This is a genomic window from Ruminococcus sp. (genome assembly GCF_019417665.1).
In the GTDB taxonomy this organism is placed as follows: Bacteria; Bacillota; Clostridia; order Oscillospirales; family Ruminococcaceae; genus Ruminococcus_C.
On sequence record NZ_DXUU01000009.1, the window covers coordinates 23,163 to 38,100 of the forward strand.

Genomic DNA, 14,938 nt, shown 5'->3' on the forward strand with positions numbered 1-14,938 from the left:
TTTTTCTTTCCAATGTAGGGGCGAACATTGTTCGCCCGTTAAGGCAATACCGCACAAAGATTGTGCGTCAGATGCGCAGTCAGATTTTTCGTCAGATGAAACAAAAAGCGCAGTGAATACTTTGTGTATTCACGAGCATTTTTGTGAAATATGACGGAAAATATGCAAGCATATGACGTGCAAAGCCGCTAGGCGCTCTTTGTGCGGTGTTGCCTTAAGTCATTTCCGGAAATTGCGGGCGAACACAGTTCGCCCCTACGATTTTATCCTGCAAAAATTACGCCGTATCATAAAATGGATTTCCATGCATTTTCACAAACATCCTTGACGTTTTCCTGGATTCATGGTACAATAAATGGGATGATATCACAAATAAACGGAGGAATTCTCATGCAGATCTTAGTTGTTGGAATGGGACTCATCGGCGGTTCCATCTGCAAATCTATCAAAGCATCTACAGAACACACTGTCTTTGGCTGCGATGTCCAGCAGTCTGTCCTGGAGGATGCCATAAAAGAGGGTGCCATCGACGGCATCGGCACCATGATCGACGGCACCTATGACATGATCATCATCTGTCTCCACCAGCGGATCGCCATCCAGATGGTACAGGAAGCCTTGCCCCAGCTCCCACCGGGAACCATTCTGGTGGACACCTGCGGTCTGAAAGGGCGCATGGTGCGTGACCTTACCTATCGCTGTCGCAAATCCGGCGTGCACTATGTGGGCACGCACCCTATGGCAGGACGGGAAAAAAGCGGCTATTACGCCAGCATCCCCGACCTGTTCCAGAATGCCAACCTCATTGTCACACCAGTGGACGGCACAGACGAAACAGCACTGGAAACTGTCAAGCAGCTGGCAAAGCAAATGGGCTTCGGCAACATTGTCACCGCAACACCTATGTGGCATGACAACATGATCGCCTATACCTCCCAGCTGGCGCACGTGGTTTCCAGCGCTTATGTGAAGGATTTCTGCATGGACGACGCCCTGTCCTTTTCCGGCGGCAGCTTTCAGGATATGACACGTGTTGCCACCATGGACGAATCCATGTGGTCGGCGCTGTTCCTGGACAACCGGGACAACCTGCTGTATCACCTGGATCTGCTCATTGAAAACCTCACCGATTACCGGGATGCCCTCAAGCAGCGTGACGAGGAACGCCTGCAATATCTCATTGCCGAGGGTCGCCAGATCCAGGAGGAAAATGTACGGAAGCGCAAGGAAATGAACGAGAAATAAGGAGAAACAAACTGTTATGAACTGGACACAAGTGGATATTTATACGACCACAGCCGCCATTGACCTGCTGAGTGTACAATTGCAGGATCTTGGCATTCGGGGATGTATGGTACAGGATGCACAGGATTTTCAGGAATTCCTGGAACAGAAAACCGGCAAATGGGACTACCTGGAGGATGGACTCATGGAACTGGCGCACTGTGAGACCTGCATCACCGTCTATCTGCCGGAAGATGCGCAGGGTGCAGAAACGCTTTCCGCTGTCCGTACCCTGCTGGCGCAACTGAAAACACAGGATACCGAGCACGCCTACGGACGGCTGGAAATGGTCTGCTCCGGCATCCGGGAAGAGGACTGGGCAAACAACTGGAAACAGTATTTCAAACCGTTCCCCGTAGGAAAAAAGCTGTACATCAAGCCCAGCTGGGAAAAAGCTACTGCTGAGGCTGAGGGCAGAACGATATTGGAAATCGATCCTGCCAGCAGCTTTGGCACCGGCCAGCACCACACCACCCGGCTGTGCCTGGAACTGCTGGAAAACGAGATCACTCCGGAGACAAGGCTTCTGGATCTGGGCTGCGGCAGCGGCATCCTGTTTATCGGCGGTATGCTCCTGGGAGCAAAAGAGGCATATGCCGTGGATATTGAAGAAAATGCTGCACGGATCGCCGGCGAAAATGCCGCAGAGAATCATCTGGATCCTGAAAAATACACCATTTCCTGCGGCAATGTCATCACTGACAGTGAACTGGTGGAGCAAATCGGTTCTGGCTATGATGTGATCACAGCGAATATCGTTGCCGATGTCATTAAAGCAATGGCGCCGCTGTTCCCGCAGTTTCTCCGGGATAACGGCATCCTGATCCTGTCGGGCATTATCTCTGAACGGGCAGACGAGGTGTTGGAAACTGTGACAGCCCACGATTTCACCGTACTGGAAAAACGGGAAGCATCCGGCTGGTGCGCCGTAAAGCTTCAAAAAGTACCTGGTACTGGAGCATGCTGCCAGACAATACGAATGTAATGCAAAGCCACATCTCGCCGAAGGCGGCAATGAAGCTTTTTGATCCAGCAATTTCTTGAAAATGCTGGCGAGGTCCAGGGCGAGAAGCCCTGGTCGCCGCCCGCAGGCGGCGAAACACCCTGGTGCATACTTTTGCGCCGTGGGGAAAGGGATGAGAAAAGCGACAGCTTTTCGAGGGGAAGTGGACAAGACCGCTTCCCCTTTCCACCATTTTCAGCAAGTAACATTTTGAAAACATCCCGGTGGGACGTTTTCAACGCAACACAACGCAATACTACATCATCAAACCAATCTCCAAAAATCAGAAAAACACCGCTCCTGCACGTGGAACGGTGTTTTTCATTATGTAGAATAGTAAGAGGTTGTCAAAATATATAGCGCCCTTATTCTGCATCCTTTTCTACGGCATCTGCCTTTACAGCATCTACAGGCATTCCCTGCTGTGCCGCCAGAAGATCACGGATCTCTGTCAGCAGAACTTCTTCCTTGCTGGGCTTGGGCGGTTCCGGTTTTTCCTCTTTTTTCTTGTAAAAAATGTTCATTATCTTGACAATAATAAACACACAGAGCGCTGTCAGCAGGAACGTAATCACCGCATTCAGAAAGCTGCCTATGGCAATGAACGGGTGGTTTCCCCACGGGATCGTAATTCCCAAAGTACTGAAGTTGATACCAGCAAGGATCGTTCCAATAAAAGGCATCAGTACATCATCTACCAGAGAATTGACGATAGATGTGAACGCAGAACCAACGATCAAACCGACTGCCATGTCCAGGACATTTCCCTTGGAAATAAACTCCTTAAACTCACCGACAATTGCCTTGAGACCGCCGCCTGCCTTTTTCAGATTTTCTTCGACATTTTTGTTTTCCATCATGTACATCCTCATTTCTTGACCGGCATATCTGCCTTTATTTTACCGGATTTCTTATCCGATAATTTCCTCGTTATCTTCCGGCACAGCTGCATCCGCATTGCCTGCTGTGATATCCGTCGTTTCCCCGGTGCCATCTTCCGGCGTTGTCGTATCGCTGCCGAAAGCCTGGATCTCACCGGTGTCCACTGTGACAATAAATCCATCTCTGTTGTTGCCGGAAATGGTATATTCCTGATCCGGCGGCACCAGAATATAAGTGGAATCTGCTGCTGCATCTGCCGGAACATAGTATACTTCATAAATCTCACCATCCCAGTTGGTGATGGAAAGATGATTGTCGGTGTCATAATTTTTCAGCAGGGTGAGATATTCCTCCAGACAGAGATTATTCTCTGCCATATAGGCAGCATGGGGCTGTCCCACATAGCGATAATGCCACGGCTCAGCCTGATAGCCCGTTGTCTCCGTCTTGTCCTCCGCATAGCGCAGAATATAACCATAATGTCCGCAATTCTGGTTGATCCACTCGTATTCTCCAGTGCCGTCATAGTCATACTGCACGCCATCCTGATAGAGGGACACGTCCAAAGAATAGCCTGTCTCATGTTCACTGTAGCCCGGCTTTGCCACACGGGAAGAAGTCTCTGCACCAGTTGCCTCCAGATCGGCATCATACAGTTCCTGCTGCTGCGCATTGGTACGATAACCACTGATAATGATGATATCATTGTGTCCAGTTGCCACAAAGAAATCATCCAGCATTTGATTGAGCGCTTCAATCGCCGGTTCACGCAGACTGGTTTCCGTGCCACTGACATGATAGTTGTCCGTCTTGTGCTCATAAATGCTGACGATCTCTGTGGCATTGTTTTCTTCATAGGCATTTTCGCCGTTGACCAGGATCAGATCACCGGCATGTACTTGAGAATTCTCCACAGCAATATTTTCATATACCGTCTGTTCTGCGGCAGACTCCTCCAGCTCGGACTCTTCCACATTTCCGATCACCATACCATCTGCGCCCTGAGAAATCGGCGTCAGAGATTTGTACATATGAAAGCCCTCATATCCCACAAGCGCCACAAGTGCCAGAGAAACAACAATTTCTACGGCAGTTTTTGTGCCGGAGCCTCTGGGACGGCGCAGCTGAGGACGGCGGTTTCCTGACGGTCTCGCCTGTCTTGTATTCTGATTTCCATTTCCCTTTGCAGCGGGACGCTTTTTCGGTTCCTGGCTCATTCGGGTACCTCCAGATCTATATTCGACAAACCACCCTGCGGCGATTTGTTCCATTTCCAGTTTCGGGGCAATATTGACCCTGTTTTTATTATACCACATTTTGCGCAGATTGCAAATACTTTTTATGCAAATTTTTTTGAAACAGCGAATTGTATTAAATCATGGGTCAGGAATGATGAGGAATGAATGAGTAACCTTTTTGAAAAAAAGAAAGAAACAAGTTTTCACTGCTGCATAACATCGGGAAATTCCAACATTGTATTCAAATTCATGAGCACAGCGAACACCATCATTCCTCATTTCTAACTCCTCATTCCTAATTCCACACCCCATTGTGTTTCCTACTTTAAATGGGTTTAAATTTTTTGTTAAAACAGAAAAATTCTATTTCACATTTGGACGGAAATATGGTATAATAAACGATAGATGATATCACCACCCCAAACCATTCCAAAGCATGGCAGAAAGGAAGGAAAATTTCCGGCTATGGCAGAAAAAATAATTCCCATTCAGGATAACAATCAATTCCAGGCACTGTGCGGCAGTTTTGATGAAAATCTGAAGCTGCTGGAACAGCGCTATCATGTCACCATCGTCTGCCGGGGCGAGGGCATCCGAGTACAAGGTGCTTCTGCGGAAGTCGATCTGGCTGCCGGGGCACTGGAATCCCTGCTGCAAATGGTGACAAAGGGACAAGCAGTTACGCCTCAGTCCATTCACTATGTGGCGGAAATGGTAGAGGACGGTGCTGCCGGTCAATTGTCTCAGCTGGCGGATGATGACACCGTATGCCTGACTGCAACCGGAAAGCCTGTGCACACCCGGACAGTGGGACAGCGGAATTATATCCGTGCCATTGCCGATCACACCATTGTGTTCGGACTGGGACCTGCCGGCACCGGAAAGACCTACCTTGCCGTTGCCATGGCAGTACGTGCATTCCGGCGCCACGAGGTCACACGAATTATCCTCACCCGTCCGGCGGTGGAAGCCGGTGAAAAGCTGGGATTTCTCCCCGGCGATTTGCAGGACAAGGTGGATCCCTATCTGCGTCCCTTATATGACGGACTCTTTGAAATGCTGGGCGCTGAGGCGTTTCAGCGGTATCTGGAACGAGGTTCCATTGAGGTAGCACCTCTCGCCTATATGCGCGGCAGAACGCTGGACAATGCCTTTATCATTCTGGACGAAGCACAGAACACCACCGGCGAACAGATGAAAATGTTCCTGACACGTCTGGGCGAAGGCAGCCGCATGGTCATCACCGGCGACACCACCCAGATCGACCTGCCGGACAAACAGAAAAGCGGTCTTGTCATTGCATCACGCATCCTGCGGAATGTAGATGACATTGCCGTCTGCGAGTTCACAAACCGGGATGTGGTGCGGCATAAGCTGGTGCAGGATATCATCCGTGCCTATGAAGCGGCAGAACACAGACACAGTTCCGGGAAACCGGAGAAAAAATAAATGCCTGTTTTCCTATACGAAAACAGACTCTGAAAGATGAAACCACGAAAGGAGATCTTCTATTATGCCAAAAGTCAAAGTCATGGTAAAAAACAATCAAACCGAAGTGCGGGTACCTGTGGGGATCCGTCTGCTGATCCGGCGCTGCTGTCAGGCAGTTCTGGTATCAGAACATTTCGAACAAGATGCAGAAGTCAGCGTCTCCTTTGTCAGCAATGCAGAGATCCGGCTGCTGAACCGGATCTATCGTCAGAAAGACCGTACTACTGATGTCCTCTCTTTCCCTCTGGGACAGGACGGTCACTATGATATCAACAAAGAAACCGGCTGTGCACTGCTGGGAGATGTTGTGATCTCCTTAGAAACCGCTGTGAAACAGGCGAATATGTATGGTCACTCTTTGGAACGGGAGATCGGCTTTCTGACAGTACATTCCATGCTCCACCTGCTGGGCTATGATCATGAAACAAGTCCCCTGGAAGAACGCAAAATGCGGGAAAAAGAAGAGGAAGTTTTGGGCGAGCTGGGTATTTCCAGAGAAGCCACCTTCACCAATCCGGAGGAAAACGATCTATGACAAAATCTGTTTTCGTGACCCTTGCCGGGCACACCAACGCCGGAAAATCTTCGCTGCTCAATGCCATTATCGGCGAAAAGATCGCCTCCGTCAGCCCAAAGCCACAGACCACTCGTACCCGCATCACCGGTATCAAGACCGTAGGCGAAACACAAATGGTCTTTATGGACACGCCCGGTCTGCACAAGCCTACCACAAAGCTCAGCACCCACATGCTCCAGGCGGTAAAGGACGCTGTGGCGGATATTGACGCAGTACTTTTCGTTCAGGATTGCACAAAGCCACTGTCCTCTCAGGAGGAGGAACTGCTGCAATCTCTGGAACGCACCAAGACTCCGACCATTTTGGTGCTGAACAAGATCGATCTGTGCAGCGACAAGACGAAACTCATGGGTACTATCGCAAGGCTCAATGCAGCCCATTCCTTTGCGGCAACGGTCCCGGTGAGCGTTACGGAAAATGACGGCGTGGATCTGGTAGAAGAGGAAGTCATGGCACTGGCACAACCATCGCCCCACTACTTCCCCGATGAAAAATTCACCGACCAGCCGGAACGTGTCCTTGCAGCAGAAATGATCCGGGAAAAAATTCTGAATCTGCTTCGGGATGAAGTCCCTCACGGCATTGCTGTCTCCATTGAGCGCATGAAGGAACGGGATGACAAGGATCTGCTGGATATCGACGCCACCATCTACTGTGAACGGGAGTCCCATAAGGGCATCCTCATTGGTAAAAACGGCGCTATGCTGCGGAGAATTGCCACACTGGCACGAAAAGATCTAGAACGGTTTTTCTATATCCAGGTGAATTTGCAGTGCTGGGTCAAGGTCAAGGAGGATTGGCGTAACAAAGAGGGACTGATACACAATTTCGGCTTAGATGGCGGGGAGTAAGGCAATAACCATTGTAAACGTCCCACCGGGACATTTACAAAATTTTACTTGTTAAAAAGGCTTCACAAGGCGGGGCGGTCTTGTTCGCCTCGCGTCGAAAAAGCTGTCGCTTTTTCCCACCACCCTCGACCTGCGCTGGAATACAGCGCAGAGATTTCGCTGTCTGCGGACAGCGACCATGGCTTTCGCAGCCCTGGACCTGCGTCATCTGGATCAGCATGACGTGCAGCCTTTTTGAAAATGGAAAAGCAAATATTCTTACTGTCACGTGTAAAAATGATTGTTAACTGTCTGCTCTTTACACATCACCCCAATCATTTCCACCCATAAACCAACCCGTCCGACGCATCCTAATCCTATCCCCAAAACAGGAGGTATGATACAATGGATGCTTGGGATATTTTTTGTATGACCGGACACGTAGACGACTATCTGCACTATCGGCAGGCACAGGGACTGGCACAACCGAATGCGAACCCGGCGACAACGAAGGAGAAAAAACCGCATGGAAACATACCGAGGACTGGTGCTGGCGCAGCGGACAGCGGGCGACCGTGGGAAGTTCATTGATATCCTCACTGAAAAAAACACCTTACAGGAGGTCTATGTGCGTGGTGCAAAAAAAGCTTCCGCTTCAGGTACTTCCACCACCCAGCTGTTTTCCTATGCCACGTTCAGCGTACAGCAGCGGCAGAACCGATTCTATCTGGACAGCACCGATCCGATCCGTATTTTTTACCGGCTCCGGGAATCTCTGTCCAGGCTGAGTCTTGCCATGTATTTCAGCGAATTGCTGCGGCAGAGCGTCCGGGAATATCACAACCCTGGTGAGAACTGCGAGGTCATGCGTCTAGCACTCAATACCCTGCACTATCTGGAAAATGGACAACGGGAGGAGGGCCTTCTGAAACCCGTTTTTGAACTGCGCCTTATGACAGAACTGGGTATGATGCCCGACCTGCTCATGTGCCGCTGCTGCGGCAAATTTTTACCAAAACGGCTCTATTTCTCCGTGGAAGAGGGCTGTTTTTCTTGTCAGGACTGCGGTGCACCTAAAACGGCATATGCACCCATTCTGCTCCGTGCACCGGCTTTGCAGGCAATGCGGCATATGATATTCGCCGATTTCTCCCGACTGTACAACTTCCGCCTGGGTGCGGAAAACCTTGCCGCCGTCCAGCTGTGCGCCGAACGCTTCGTGCGCTATCATCTGGATGTGCGGCTGGATACATTGGAATTTTACCACAAGATCACAACACCACTTCAGCTCATGGAGGAAACAACTCATGAACCAACATCATCAGATACTGGAATTTCATAAAATACTGGATATGCTGGCGAACCTGTCCGCCAACGATATCACACGGGAAAAAGTCAGAGCGATCACCCCTACCTCTGACCTTGCAGAAGCACGTGCCGAAATGGAGAAAACCAGTGATGCACTGAATCTCTCCATTCAGTTCGGCGCACCGCCTTTTCATGCCTTTCAGGATATGCGCATGGGACTGCGGCGTGCCAAATCCGGCGCACGGCTCTCACTGAAAGATCTGCTGGAAATTGCCACTGTCCTGCGGCAAGTGCAGTCCCTCAGTGACTGGTATGACCGCTGTGCCGGGGTAGAATCTTCTCTGGATGACCTGTTCACGCAACTGGCACCAGTGCCCTTTCTGCTGGAAAAATTAGATCGCTCTATTCTATCCGAAGAAGAAATTGCCGATGCCGCAAGTCCGGCGCTGGCGGAAATACGCCGGAAGATCGGTCGTTCCCGGCAGAAGCTCCGGGACACCCTGGACAATATGATGCGGCGGCAGGATATTCAGGAATGCTTACAGGACAGCCGCGTCACACTCCGTGACGGCCGCTTTGTGCTGCCTGTCCGTGCGGAACACCGGGGAAAAATTCCCGGACTGGTACATGACACCTCGGCAACGGGACAGACTTTATTTATCGAACCCATCGCCGTGGTAGACGCCAACAATGACATCCGTCTGCTGGAAATCCAGGAAACGGAGGAAATTGAGCGTATTATTGAAGAATTGTGTGCCGAATGCGGCACCTGGGCAGATGCCATGATCCGTGACCACGAGGTATGTGCGGAACTGAACCTGTACTTTGCAAAGGCACGGCTGGCGGAACAAATGCACGCCTTTGCGCCGACGCTGACAGATGACGGCGTGATCATCCTGAAAAAGGCACGCCATCCCTTGATCCCCTACAAGAAAGCCGTCCCCATCAGCTTCACTCTGGGTGATCCTTACCGTGCTCTTATTATCACTGGTCCTAATACCGGCGGTAAGACGGTTGCCTTGAAAACCTGCGGTCTGCTGACCCTTATGGCAATGAGCGGTATGCTGATCCCGGCGGCAGAAGGCAGCCAGATCTCCGTCTTCGACCATGTGCTGGCGGATATCGGCGATACTCAGAGTATTGAGCAGAATCTTTCCACTTTCTCAGCGCATATGAGCAGTGTTATCCGCATTCTGGAACAGGCGGACGAGCATTCCCTGGTACTGCTGGACGAACTGGGTTCGGGCACAGATCCCGTAGAGGGTGCGGCGCTGGCGGAGGCGATCATTGCCCGGCTGAAAGACAACGGAGCAAAACTCATGGTCTCCACTCACTATCAGGAATTAAAGCTGTATGCCACCCAGCAGCCGGACGTGGAAAATGCGTCCTGTGAGTTCGACATTGAGACACTCCGTCCCACCTATCGGCTCATTCTCGGCTCACCCGGAAAGTCCAATGCTTTCGCCATCAGCGAAGGACTTGGTATGGCAAAGGAGATCATTACACAGGCGGAAACTCTGGTCAGCGAGGAGAATACCCGGTTTGAACAGGCTGTGGCAAAGCTGGAGGAGACCCGAAAGGAATTGGAACACGATCGGGATGCTCTGCGGCTGTCCTTGCAGCAAGCTAAGGAAAATGAGGCAAAGTTCCGGGAAGAACTAGAACGTACCCGAAAAGACCGGGAAAATATCATGGAACAGGCACGGCTAGAAGCAATGCATATTGTGGAGACCACAAAGGCACAGTCCAACGAAATGCTGACAGAACTGGAACAGCTCCGCAAGGAAAAGGAAAAAGCGTCCTTTGCAGAAGATGTTATCAGTGCAAAAGGACATGTGAAGCGCGGTTTCCGGAAGATGTATGAAACGACTAACCCAGTAACAGATACGGCAGATGAGGACTATGTGCTCCCCAGAGAATTACAGGTAGGTGACACTGTGCTTATGGCAGATACAAAGCAAAAGGCAGTCGTTGCCGGAAAGCCTGACAAAAACGGTATGGTATTCCTACAAATGGGCGCCATGCGCACCAAGGCACCAGTGGGCAAGCTGCGGCTGGTTGCCGGAGTGGAAGAAAAACAGAAGAGCCAGCAGAAACAGCGCAATTCCACCGGACGTGTTTCCGCACAGGCGGCACGGCGAGGCACCATGGAACTGGACATCCGGGGCTGTACCTGTGACGAGGGTGTCTATCAGATGGACGCTTTCCTCGACCGGGCAGTGATGTCCCATATTGCCACAGTGACGATCATTCACGGCAAGGGCACGGGACAGCTGCGCAAAGCCATTCACCAGCGGTTGAAACAGTTGAAGTATGTGAAGACCTTCCGGCTGGGTACATTCGGCGAAGGTGAGGATGGCGTGACAATTGTCAGCCTGGAGTAAGAAAAATTCCCGATAGCAAAGAAAAATTCTTTTTGTTAAGAAAAGCCGGACATACGCAGTCCAGGGTGCGTTTAGCCCTGGCACAGGTCCAGGACTACGTAAGCCCTGGTCGCCGCCCGCAGGCGGCGAAACACCCCGGCGCATCCTTTTGCGCCACGGAGAAAAGGGGTGAGAAAAGCGACAGCTTTTCGAGGGGAAAGCGGACAAGACCGCTTTCCCCTTGTAAACCGTTTTCGGCAAGTGATATTTTGCAAACGTCCCGGTGGGACGTTTGCAACGAAACAAGGAGGCACACCATGCGCAGAACCGACCGGGAAATCACCGCATTTCCAGAACTTATTGCCATCCTAAAAAAATGCGACGTATGCCGTCTGGCATTCCACGACGAGCCATACCCCTACATCCTACCTCTGAATTTCGGCATGACCGTGGATGGTACGCAGCTAACGCTGTATTTTCACGGAGCAACTGTGGGTAAAAAATACGACCTCATGGCAAAAAATCCCCTGGTCAGCTTCGAAGCAGACTGTGGTCACCAGCTGATCGTCAACGAACAGGCATGCAGCTGTACCATGGCATATGAAAGCGTCATTGGGCAAGGCAGACTTGAGATCGTACCGGAAGCAGAAAAATCTCACGCACTGACGAAAATCATGTGGCATTATCACGAGGAGAATTTTACATTTCCCCAGGAAGCCATGACGCATACTCAGGTATTCCGGCTAACGGTCACGGCAATGACGGGAAAACGGAGGACAGCCAAATGACACCAGACCTGCATTTGCGAAAGCTTCTATTCCAATATGCAATGGATACTTACGGTACGCATCCGGAATATCTATGGAAAAAATCACCAGACAATGCCATTCTGCGGCACAAAGAAAACGACAAGTGGTATGCAGCATTTCTGATCATTCCGGCAAAAAAGCTAGGTCTGGCCGATGACGGATCAGTGGACGTGGTGAATGTAAAATGCAGTCCTTTGGAGATCGGGTCACTACTGCAAAAAAAGGGATTTTTCCCAGCATATCACATGAACAAGACCCATTGGGTCTCTATTCTGCTGGACGGGTCTGTCACGGAAGAGGAACTTCTATTTTTCCTCAACGCCAGCTTTGAAATAACAGAGTAACTGAGTAAGAAAGATGAGGTATCCCATGAAAATTTGGAACGCAGTCATACATACGCAGACCGCAGCCGGCATCATCAAAAACGGCTATGTCTCCGTGGAAAACGGCAAAATTTCCGAAGTTGCATCCGGCACACCGGAACACATTGCTCCGGAAGATATTGACGCTGGCGACTCTATATTGCTGCCAGGCTTTATCGACGCCCACACCCACCTGGGTATTATCGAAAATGGCATTGCCTTTGAGGGCGACGACTGCAATGAAGCCACCGATCCCTTTACACCCCATCTGCGTGTCATTGACGGTGTAAATCCCCTGGATCGCTGCTTTGAGGAGGCACGAGCTGCCGGTGTGACCACGGTCATGACTTCCCCCGGCAGCGCCAACACCTGCGGCGGTACTATGGCAATCCTTAAAACTGCCGGAAAAATGGCGGACCGGATGCAAATCGGTACAGGCATGAAGTTCGCCCTGGGAGAGAATCCCAAAAGCGTCTACAACGACCGAGACGAAACGCCTATCACACGCATGGCAACAGCGGCAATGATCCGGGAGGGACTGTCCAAGGCGCAGCGTTATCAACAGGAACTGGACTTTGCAGAAAGCGATCCGGACGAGCATATGCCGGACTATGATGCCAAATCTGAGGCGCTGCTGCCCGTGCTGGAACGAGATGTAAAAGCCCATTTCCACTGCCACCGGGCGGATGATATCTGCACAGCCATCCGCATTGCAAAGGAATTCAACCTGGATTATGTCATTGTGCACGGCACCGAGGGCTATGAGATCGCAGATATTCTGGCGGAAGAACAGGTATCTGTCATTGCCGGGCCAACGCTTTGCGACCGCTGTAAACCGGAGATGCAGAAGCTTACCATACAGAACCCGGCACTGCTGCATCAGGCTGGTGTAAAAGTGGCACTGTGTACAGATCATCCGGTGATACCCATCCAGTATCTGTCCACGACAGCTGCGCTTGCGGTCAAAGGCGGCATGTCCCGGGAGGACGCCATCTATGCCATTACCGCCGGCGCTGCGGAAATTCTCGGCGTAGAGGAGCGTGTGGGCAGCATTGCCGTTGGTATGGATGCGGATTTGCAGCTGTACCGGGGCGATCCGCTGGATCTCCTGTGCGACCCCTGGCTGGTCATGATTGACGGAAAAATCTGCGTACAATAAACGGAATCGGATATGAAAAACCGGCTTTCTCCTGTTTCGGGGAAAGCCGGTTTTTGTTTGACATCTGTCAGAATTTGTGATAAAATAGAATGCAGAGAGCATACCATACAGCGGTAGGCGGTCAATTCCCAACTCCCACACATCTCTCGATGGATGGGAGGTGATAGTATGGAAAATTATGCTACATGGCAGGACATGCTGAATTTTGCGAAGTTTTTCGTAGAACTTGCGTCCCTCATTTTCATGGTTTATTATTATCATAAAAAGAAATAACCGCCCAGCGACCAAACAGGAACGGTTATTTCTTTAACTTTTCTCGTGGGAGCGACCGCCTATCGGTGTGCTCTCTTCTCTTATAGTATAGCCGATTTTGATGGAGTTGTCAAGTGATTTTGGAATTGCTTACAGGCAAAAAATTATATCTTACTCAGCAATTCTTTTTTCTTTGCATCGTATTCTTCCTGTGTAATGATGCCTTGATCAAACAAAGTTTTCAACTTTTGAATTGTCTCAATATTGTCAGCTCCAGATGTAGATACTGGTGCAATTTTTTCAGCAGAATGACTGAAATCCTGCCATTTCTGAATTTCTGAAAGAGAAAAATTTACAAATTCTTTTGCATTTTGAACACAATGGAATTTTATCAAACCAGATGCACTGCGGATCACAATAGTCTGACCACCACAAAGACTATCGAAAAAACTATTTTTTAGAAAAATACTGTCTATTTTATTAGTTGGCAATTGTAACTGTTTGCAAGAAAATCCATTTGCAACTACACCATCAATTCCCTTGTCGTGAAGAACAAGCTTACACGATTCTATAGCTGACAGTGGAATATCAACAAATATAAATATGAGACCAACTACCATTAAAAAAGCCCCAAAAGCCATCAAACCATCGTCCCATGTTATTGAAGCAACAGCAAATAAAATTGCTCCAATTATCAAGATAATTATAGAAATTACAAGCACTACCTTGGGGAATCGGTTTGCTTTCATGATTGCTTTACAAATCACATTCTTATTTTCTCCGTCTTCCATACAATTTATCCTCCTATCAGTCAAATCATTTCAAACAAGTGATCCAATACAGTTTCTTATTTACTCTTTTTTTAGATTTCCATTTAACTTTGCTGCGATACCTTTATAGGAAAAACCAATTTCAAAATTTAGTGATTCCAATTGAAATTTACCTTGCTTCAAAAAGGCTTCTCCATCTTCCGTAATTGAAAAATGCTTGTTGCTCAGACGATCCAACTGCGGTGAATTGGGCTGGATGTATTTCTTTTCTTCCAACTGTAATAGTATCGCTTGGAATTGTTCTGCTTTCATACCAAGAATGCGATAATCAATATATTGAAATTCTTTGCACGCTTTCAAAATATATTTCCGGACATTCTCTGTATTGATAATGGCATTATTTCCTGGAATCAATGGCTTATTGCATTGAATCTGTACAATGCCGTCAATGATTTTCGTATCGGGCAAAATACCAGTGTCCAACCACTTGCAGAGAGTTTTATAAGAAACACGCCATTTCATTTTTGCTTGTTCCAGTGTCACATCATCATCCCTTTCACATTCCCCCCTTTATATTACATTTTAGCATACAAAAAAAAAAAAAAAAAAA

General features: G+C 49.4%; 16 protein-coding genes. 11 read left to right on the forward strand and 5 right to left on the reverse strand.

Annotated elements, in window-relative coordinates:
- The first annotated feature begins 390 nt into the window (after positions 1 to 390).
- Together QZ375_RS03980 and prmA are read left to right on the forward strand one after the other, a co-directional pair.
- On the forward strand, positions 391 to 1,245 hold the full coding sequence (locus QZ375_RS03980) for a prephenate dehydrogenase/arogenate dehydrogenase family protein (RefSeq protein ID WP_295215591.1): 855 nt from the start codon (positions 391 to 393) through the stop codon (positions 1,243 to 1,245).
- 16 nt (positions 1,246 to 1,261) lie between these two features.
- Positions 1,262 to 2,269 carry a 50S ribosomal protein L11 methyltransferase gene (gene prmA / locus QZ375_RS03985; RefSeq protein ID WP_295215593.1) on the forward strand — a complete coding sequence of 336 codons (1,008 nt, stop codon included), beginning with the start codon at positions 1,262 to 1,264 and terminating at the stop codon, positions 2,267 to 2,269.
- Positions 2,270 to 2,652: 383 nt separating this feature from the next.
- On the opposite strand, the gene mscL is transcribed toward prmA, so the two are convergent.
- Positions 2,653 to 3,147: a large-conductance mechanosensitive channel protein MscL gene (gene mscL, locus QZ375_RS03990; RefSeq protein ID WP_365728257.1), complete on the reverse strand. Its 495-nt coding sequence runs from the start codon at positions 3,145 to 3,147 to the stop codon at positions 2,653 to 2,655.
- Between the two features lie 51 nt (positions 3,148 to 3,198).
- Positions 3,199 to 4,386, reverse strand: coding sequence for a M15 family metallopeptidase (locus tag QZ375_RS03995; protein WP_295215596.1), 1,188 nt, complete (start codon positions 4,384 to 4,386; stop codon positions 3,199 to 3,201).
- 486 nt (positions 4,387 to 4,872) lie between these two features.
- On the opposite strand from QZ375_RS03995, the gene QZ375_RS04000 reads away from it, so the two are divergent.
- The 3 genes from QZ375_RS04000 (at position 4,873) to era (ending at position 7,326) form a co-directional block, all read left to right on the forward strand.
- Positions 4,873 to 5,856 (forward strand): PhoH family protein, encoded by a 984-nt coding sequence (locus QZ375_RS04000; RefSeq protein ID WP_295215598.1) that lies wholly within the window; start codon positions 4,873 to 4,875, stop codon positions 5,854 to 5,856.
- A gap of 64 nt (positions 5,857 to 5,920) precedes the next feature.
- On the forward strand, positions 5,921 to 6,433 hold the full coding sequence (gene ybeY / locus QZ375_RS04005; protein WP_295215602.1) for an rRNA maturation RNase YbeY: 513 nt from the start codon (positions 5,921 to 5,923) through the stop codon (positions 6,431 to 6,433).
- Entirely contained in the window at positions 6,430 to 7,326 is an 897-nt protein-coding gene (gene era / locus QZ375_RS04010; protein WP_295215605.1) for a GTPase Era, read from the forward strand. The genes ybeY and era overlap by 4 nt, the downstream gene beginning before the upstream one ends.
- Positions 7,327 to 7,360: 34 nt before the next feature.
- Here era and QZ375_RS04015 read toward each other — a convergent pair whose 3' ends face one another.
- The gene (locus QZ375_RS04015; protein WP_295215607.1) at positions 7,361 to 7,546 is read right to left on the reverse strand and encodes a hypothetical protein; all 186 of its coding nucleotides are present in this window, start codon (positions 7,544 to 7,546) and stop codon (positions 7,361 to 7,363) included.
- Positions 7,547 to 7,710: 164 nt separating this feature from the next.
- Between QZ375_RS04015 and QZ375_RS04020 the strand changes: the two genes are divergently transcribed.
- The 6 genes from QZ375_RS04020 (at position 7,711) to QZ375_RS04045 (ending at position 13,306) form a co-directional block, all read left to right on the forward strand.
- Positions 7,711 to 7,896, forward strand: a complete 186-nt coding sequence (locus tag QZ375_RS04020) for a hypothetical protein (protein ID WP_295215609.1) — start codon at positions 7,711 to 7,713, stop codon at positions 7,894 to 7,896.
- Entirely contained in the window at positions 7,832 to 8,647 is an 816-nt protein-coding gene (gene recO, locus QZ375_RS04025; protein ID WP_295215611.1) for a DNA repair protein RecO, read from the forward strand. The genes QZ375_RS04020 and recO overlap by 65 nt, the downstream gene beginning before the upstream one ends.
- Entirely contained in the window at positions 8,613 to 10,997 is a 2,385-nt protein-coding gene (locus QZ375_RS04030) for an endonuclease MutS2 (protein WP_295215613.1), read from the forward strand. The genes recO and QZ375_RS04030 overlap by 35 nt, the downstream gene beginning before the upstream one ends.
- Positions 10,998 to 11,293: 296 nt before the next feature.
- Complete coding sequence (locus QZ375_RS04035) at positions 11,294 to 11,764, forward strand: pyridoxamine 5'-phosphate oxidase family protein (protein WP_295215616.1); 471 nt, start codon at positions 11,294 to 11,296, stop codon at positions 11,762 to 11,764.
- Positions 11,761 to 12,129: an MmcQ/YjbR family DNA-binding protein gene (locus tag QZ375_RS04040; RefSeq protein WP_295215617.1), complete on the forward strand. Its 369-nt coding sequence runs from the start codon at positions 11,761 to 11,763 to the stop codon at positions 12,127 to 12,129. The genes QZ375_RS04035 and QZ375_RS04040 overlap by 4 nt, the downstream gene beginning before the upstream one ends.
- 25 nt (positions 12,130 to 12,154) lie before the next feature.
- On the forward strand, positions 12,155 to 13,306 hold the full coding sequence (locus QZ375_RS04045) for an amidohydrolase (RefSeq protein WP_295215621.1): 1,152 nt from the start codon (positions 12,155 to 12,157) through the stop codon (positions 13,304 to 13,306).
- Positions 13,307 to 13,722: 416 nt separating this feature from the next.
- Here the strand turns inward: QZ375_RS04045 and QZ375_RS04050 are convergent, their stop codons facing one another.
- Entirely contained in the window at positions 13,723 to 14,349 is a 627-nt protein-coding gene (locus QZ375_RS04050) for an SHOCT domain-containing protein (protein ID WP_295215624.1), read from the reverse strand.
- Between the two features lie 60 nt (positions 14,350 to 14,409).
- Entirely contained in the window at positions 14,410 to 14,871 is a 462-nt protein-coding gene (locus QZ375_RS04055; protein ID WP_295215629.1) for a hypothetical protein, read from the reverse strand.
- Positions 14,872 to 14,938 lie beyond the last annotated feature (67 nt).

Coding starts and splice junctions, on each gene's coding strand:
- QZ375_RS03995 (WP_295215596.1), bottom strand. CDS start 4,386: ATGAGCCAGGAACCGAAAAAGCGTCCCGCTGCAAAGGGAAATGGAAAT.
- recO (WP_295215611.1), top strand. CDS start 7,832: ATGGAAACATACCGAGGACTGGTGCTGGCGCAGCGGACAGCGGGCGAC.
- era (WP_295215605.1), top strand. CDS start 6,430: ATGACAAAATCTGTTTTCGTGACCCTTGCCGGGCACACCAACGCCGGA.
- QZ375_RS04000 (WP_295215598.1), top strand. CDS start 4,873: ATGGCAGAAAAAATAATTCCCATTCAGGATAACAATCAATTCCAGGCA.
- QZ375_RS04035 (WP_295215616.1), top strand. CDS start 11,294: ATGCGCAGAACCGACCGGGAAATCACCGCATTTCCAGAACTTATTGCC.
- QZ375_RS04030 (WP_295215613.1), top strand. CDS start 8,613: ATGAACCAACATCATCAGATACTGGAATTTCATAAAATACTGGATATG.
- QZ375_RS04020 (WP_295215609.1), top strand. CDS start 7,711: ATGGATGCTTGGGATATTTTTTGTATGACCGGACACGTAGACGACTAT.
- QZ375_RS03980 (WP_295215591.1), top strand. CDS start 391: ATGCAGATCTTAGTTGTTGGAATGGGACTCATCGGCGGTTCCATCTGC.
- QZ375_RS04050 (WP_295215624.1), bottom strand. CDS start 14,349: ATGGAAGACGGAGAAAATAAGAATGTGATTTGTAAAGCAATCATGAAA.
- ybeY (WP_295215602.1), top strand. CDS start 5,921: ATGCCAAAAGTCAAAGTCATGGTAAAAAACAATCAAACCGAAGTGCGG.
- mscL (WP_365728257.1), bottom strand. CDS start 3,147: ATGATGGAAAACAAAAATGTCGAAGAAAATCTGAAAAAGGCAGGCGGC.
- QZ375_RS04045 (WP_295215621.1), top strand. CDS start 12,155: ATGAAAATTTGGAACGCAGTCATACATACGCAGACCGCAGCCGGCATC.
- QZ375_RS04015 (WP_295215607.1), bottom strand. CDS start 7,546: ATGCTGATCCAGATGACGCAGGTCCAGGGCTGCGAAAGCCATGGTCGC.
- prmA (WP_295215593.1), top strand. CDS start 1,262: ATGAACTGGACACAAGTGGATATTTATACGACCACAGCCGCCATTGAC.
- QZ375_RS04040 (WP_295215617.1), top strand. CDS start 11,761: ATGACACCAGACCTGCATTTGCGAAAGCTTCTATTCCAATATGCAATG.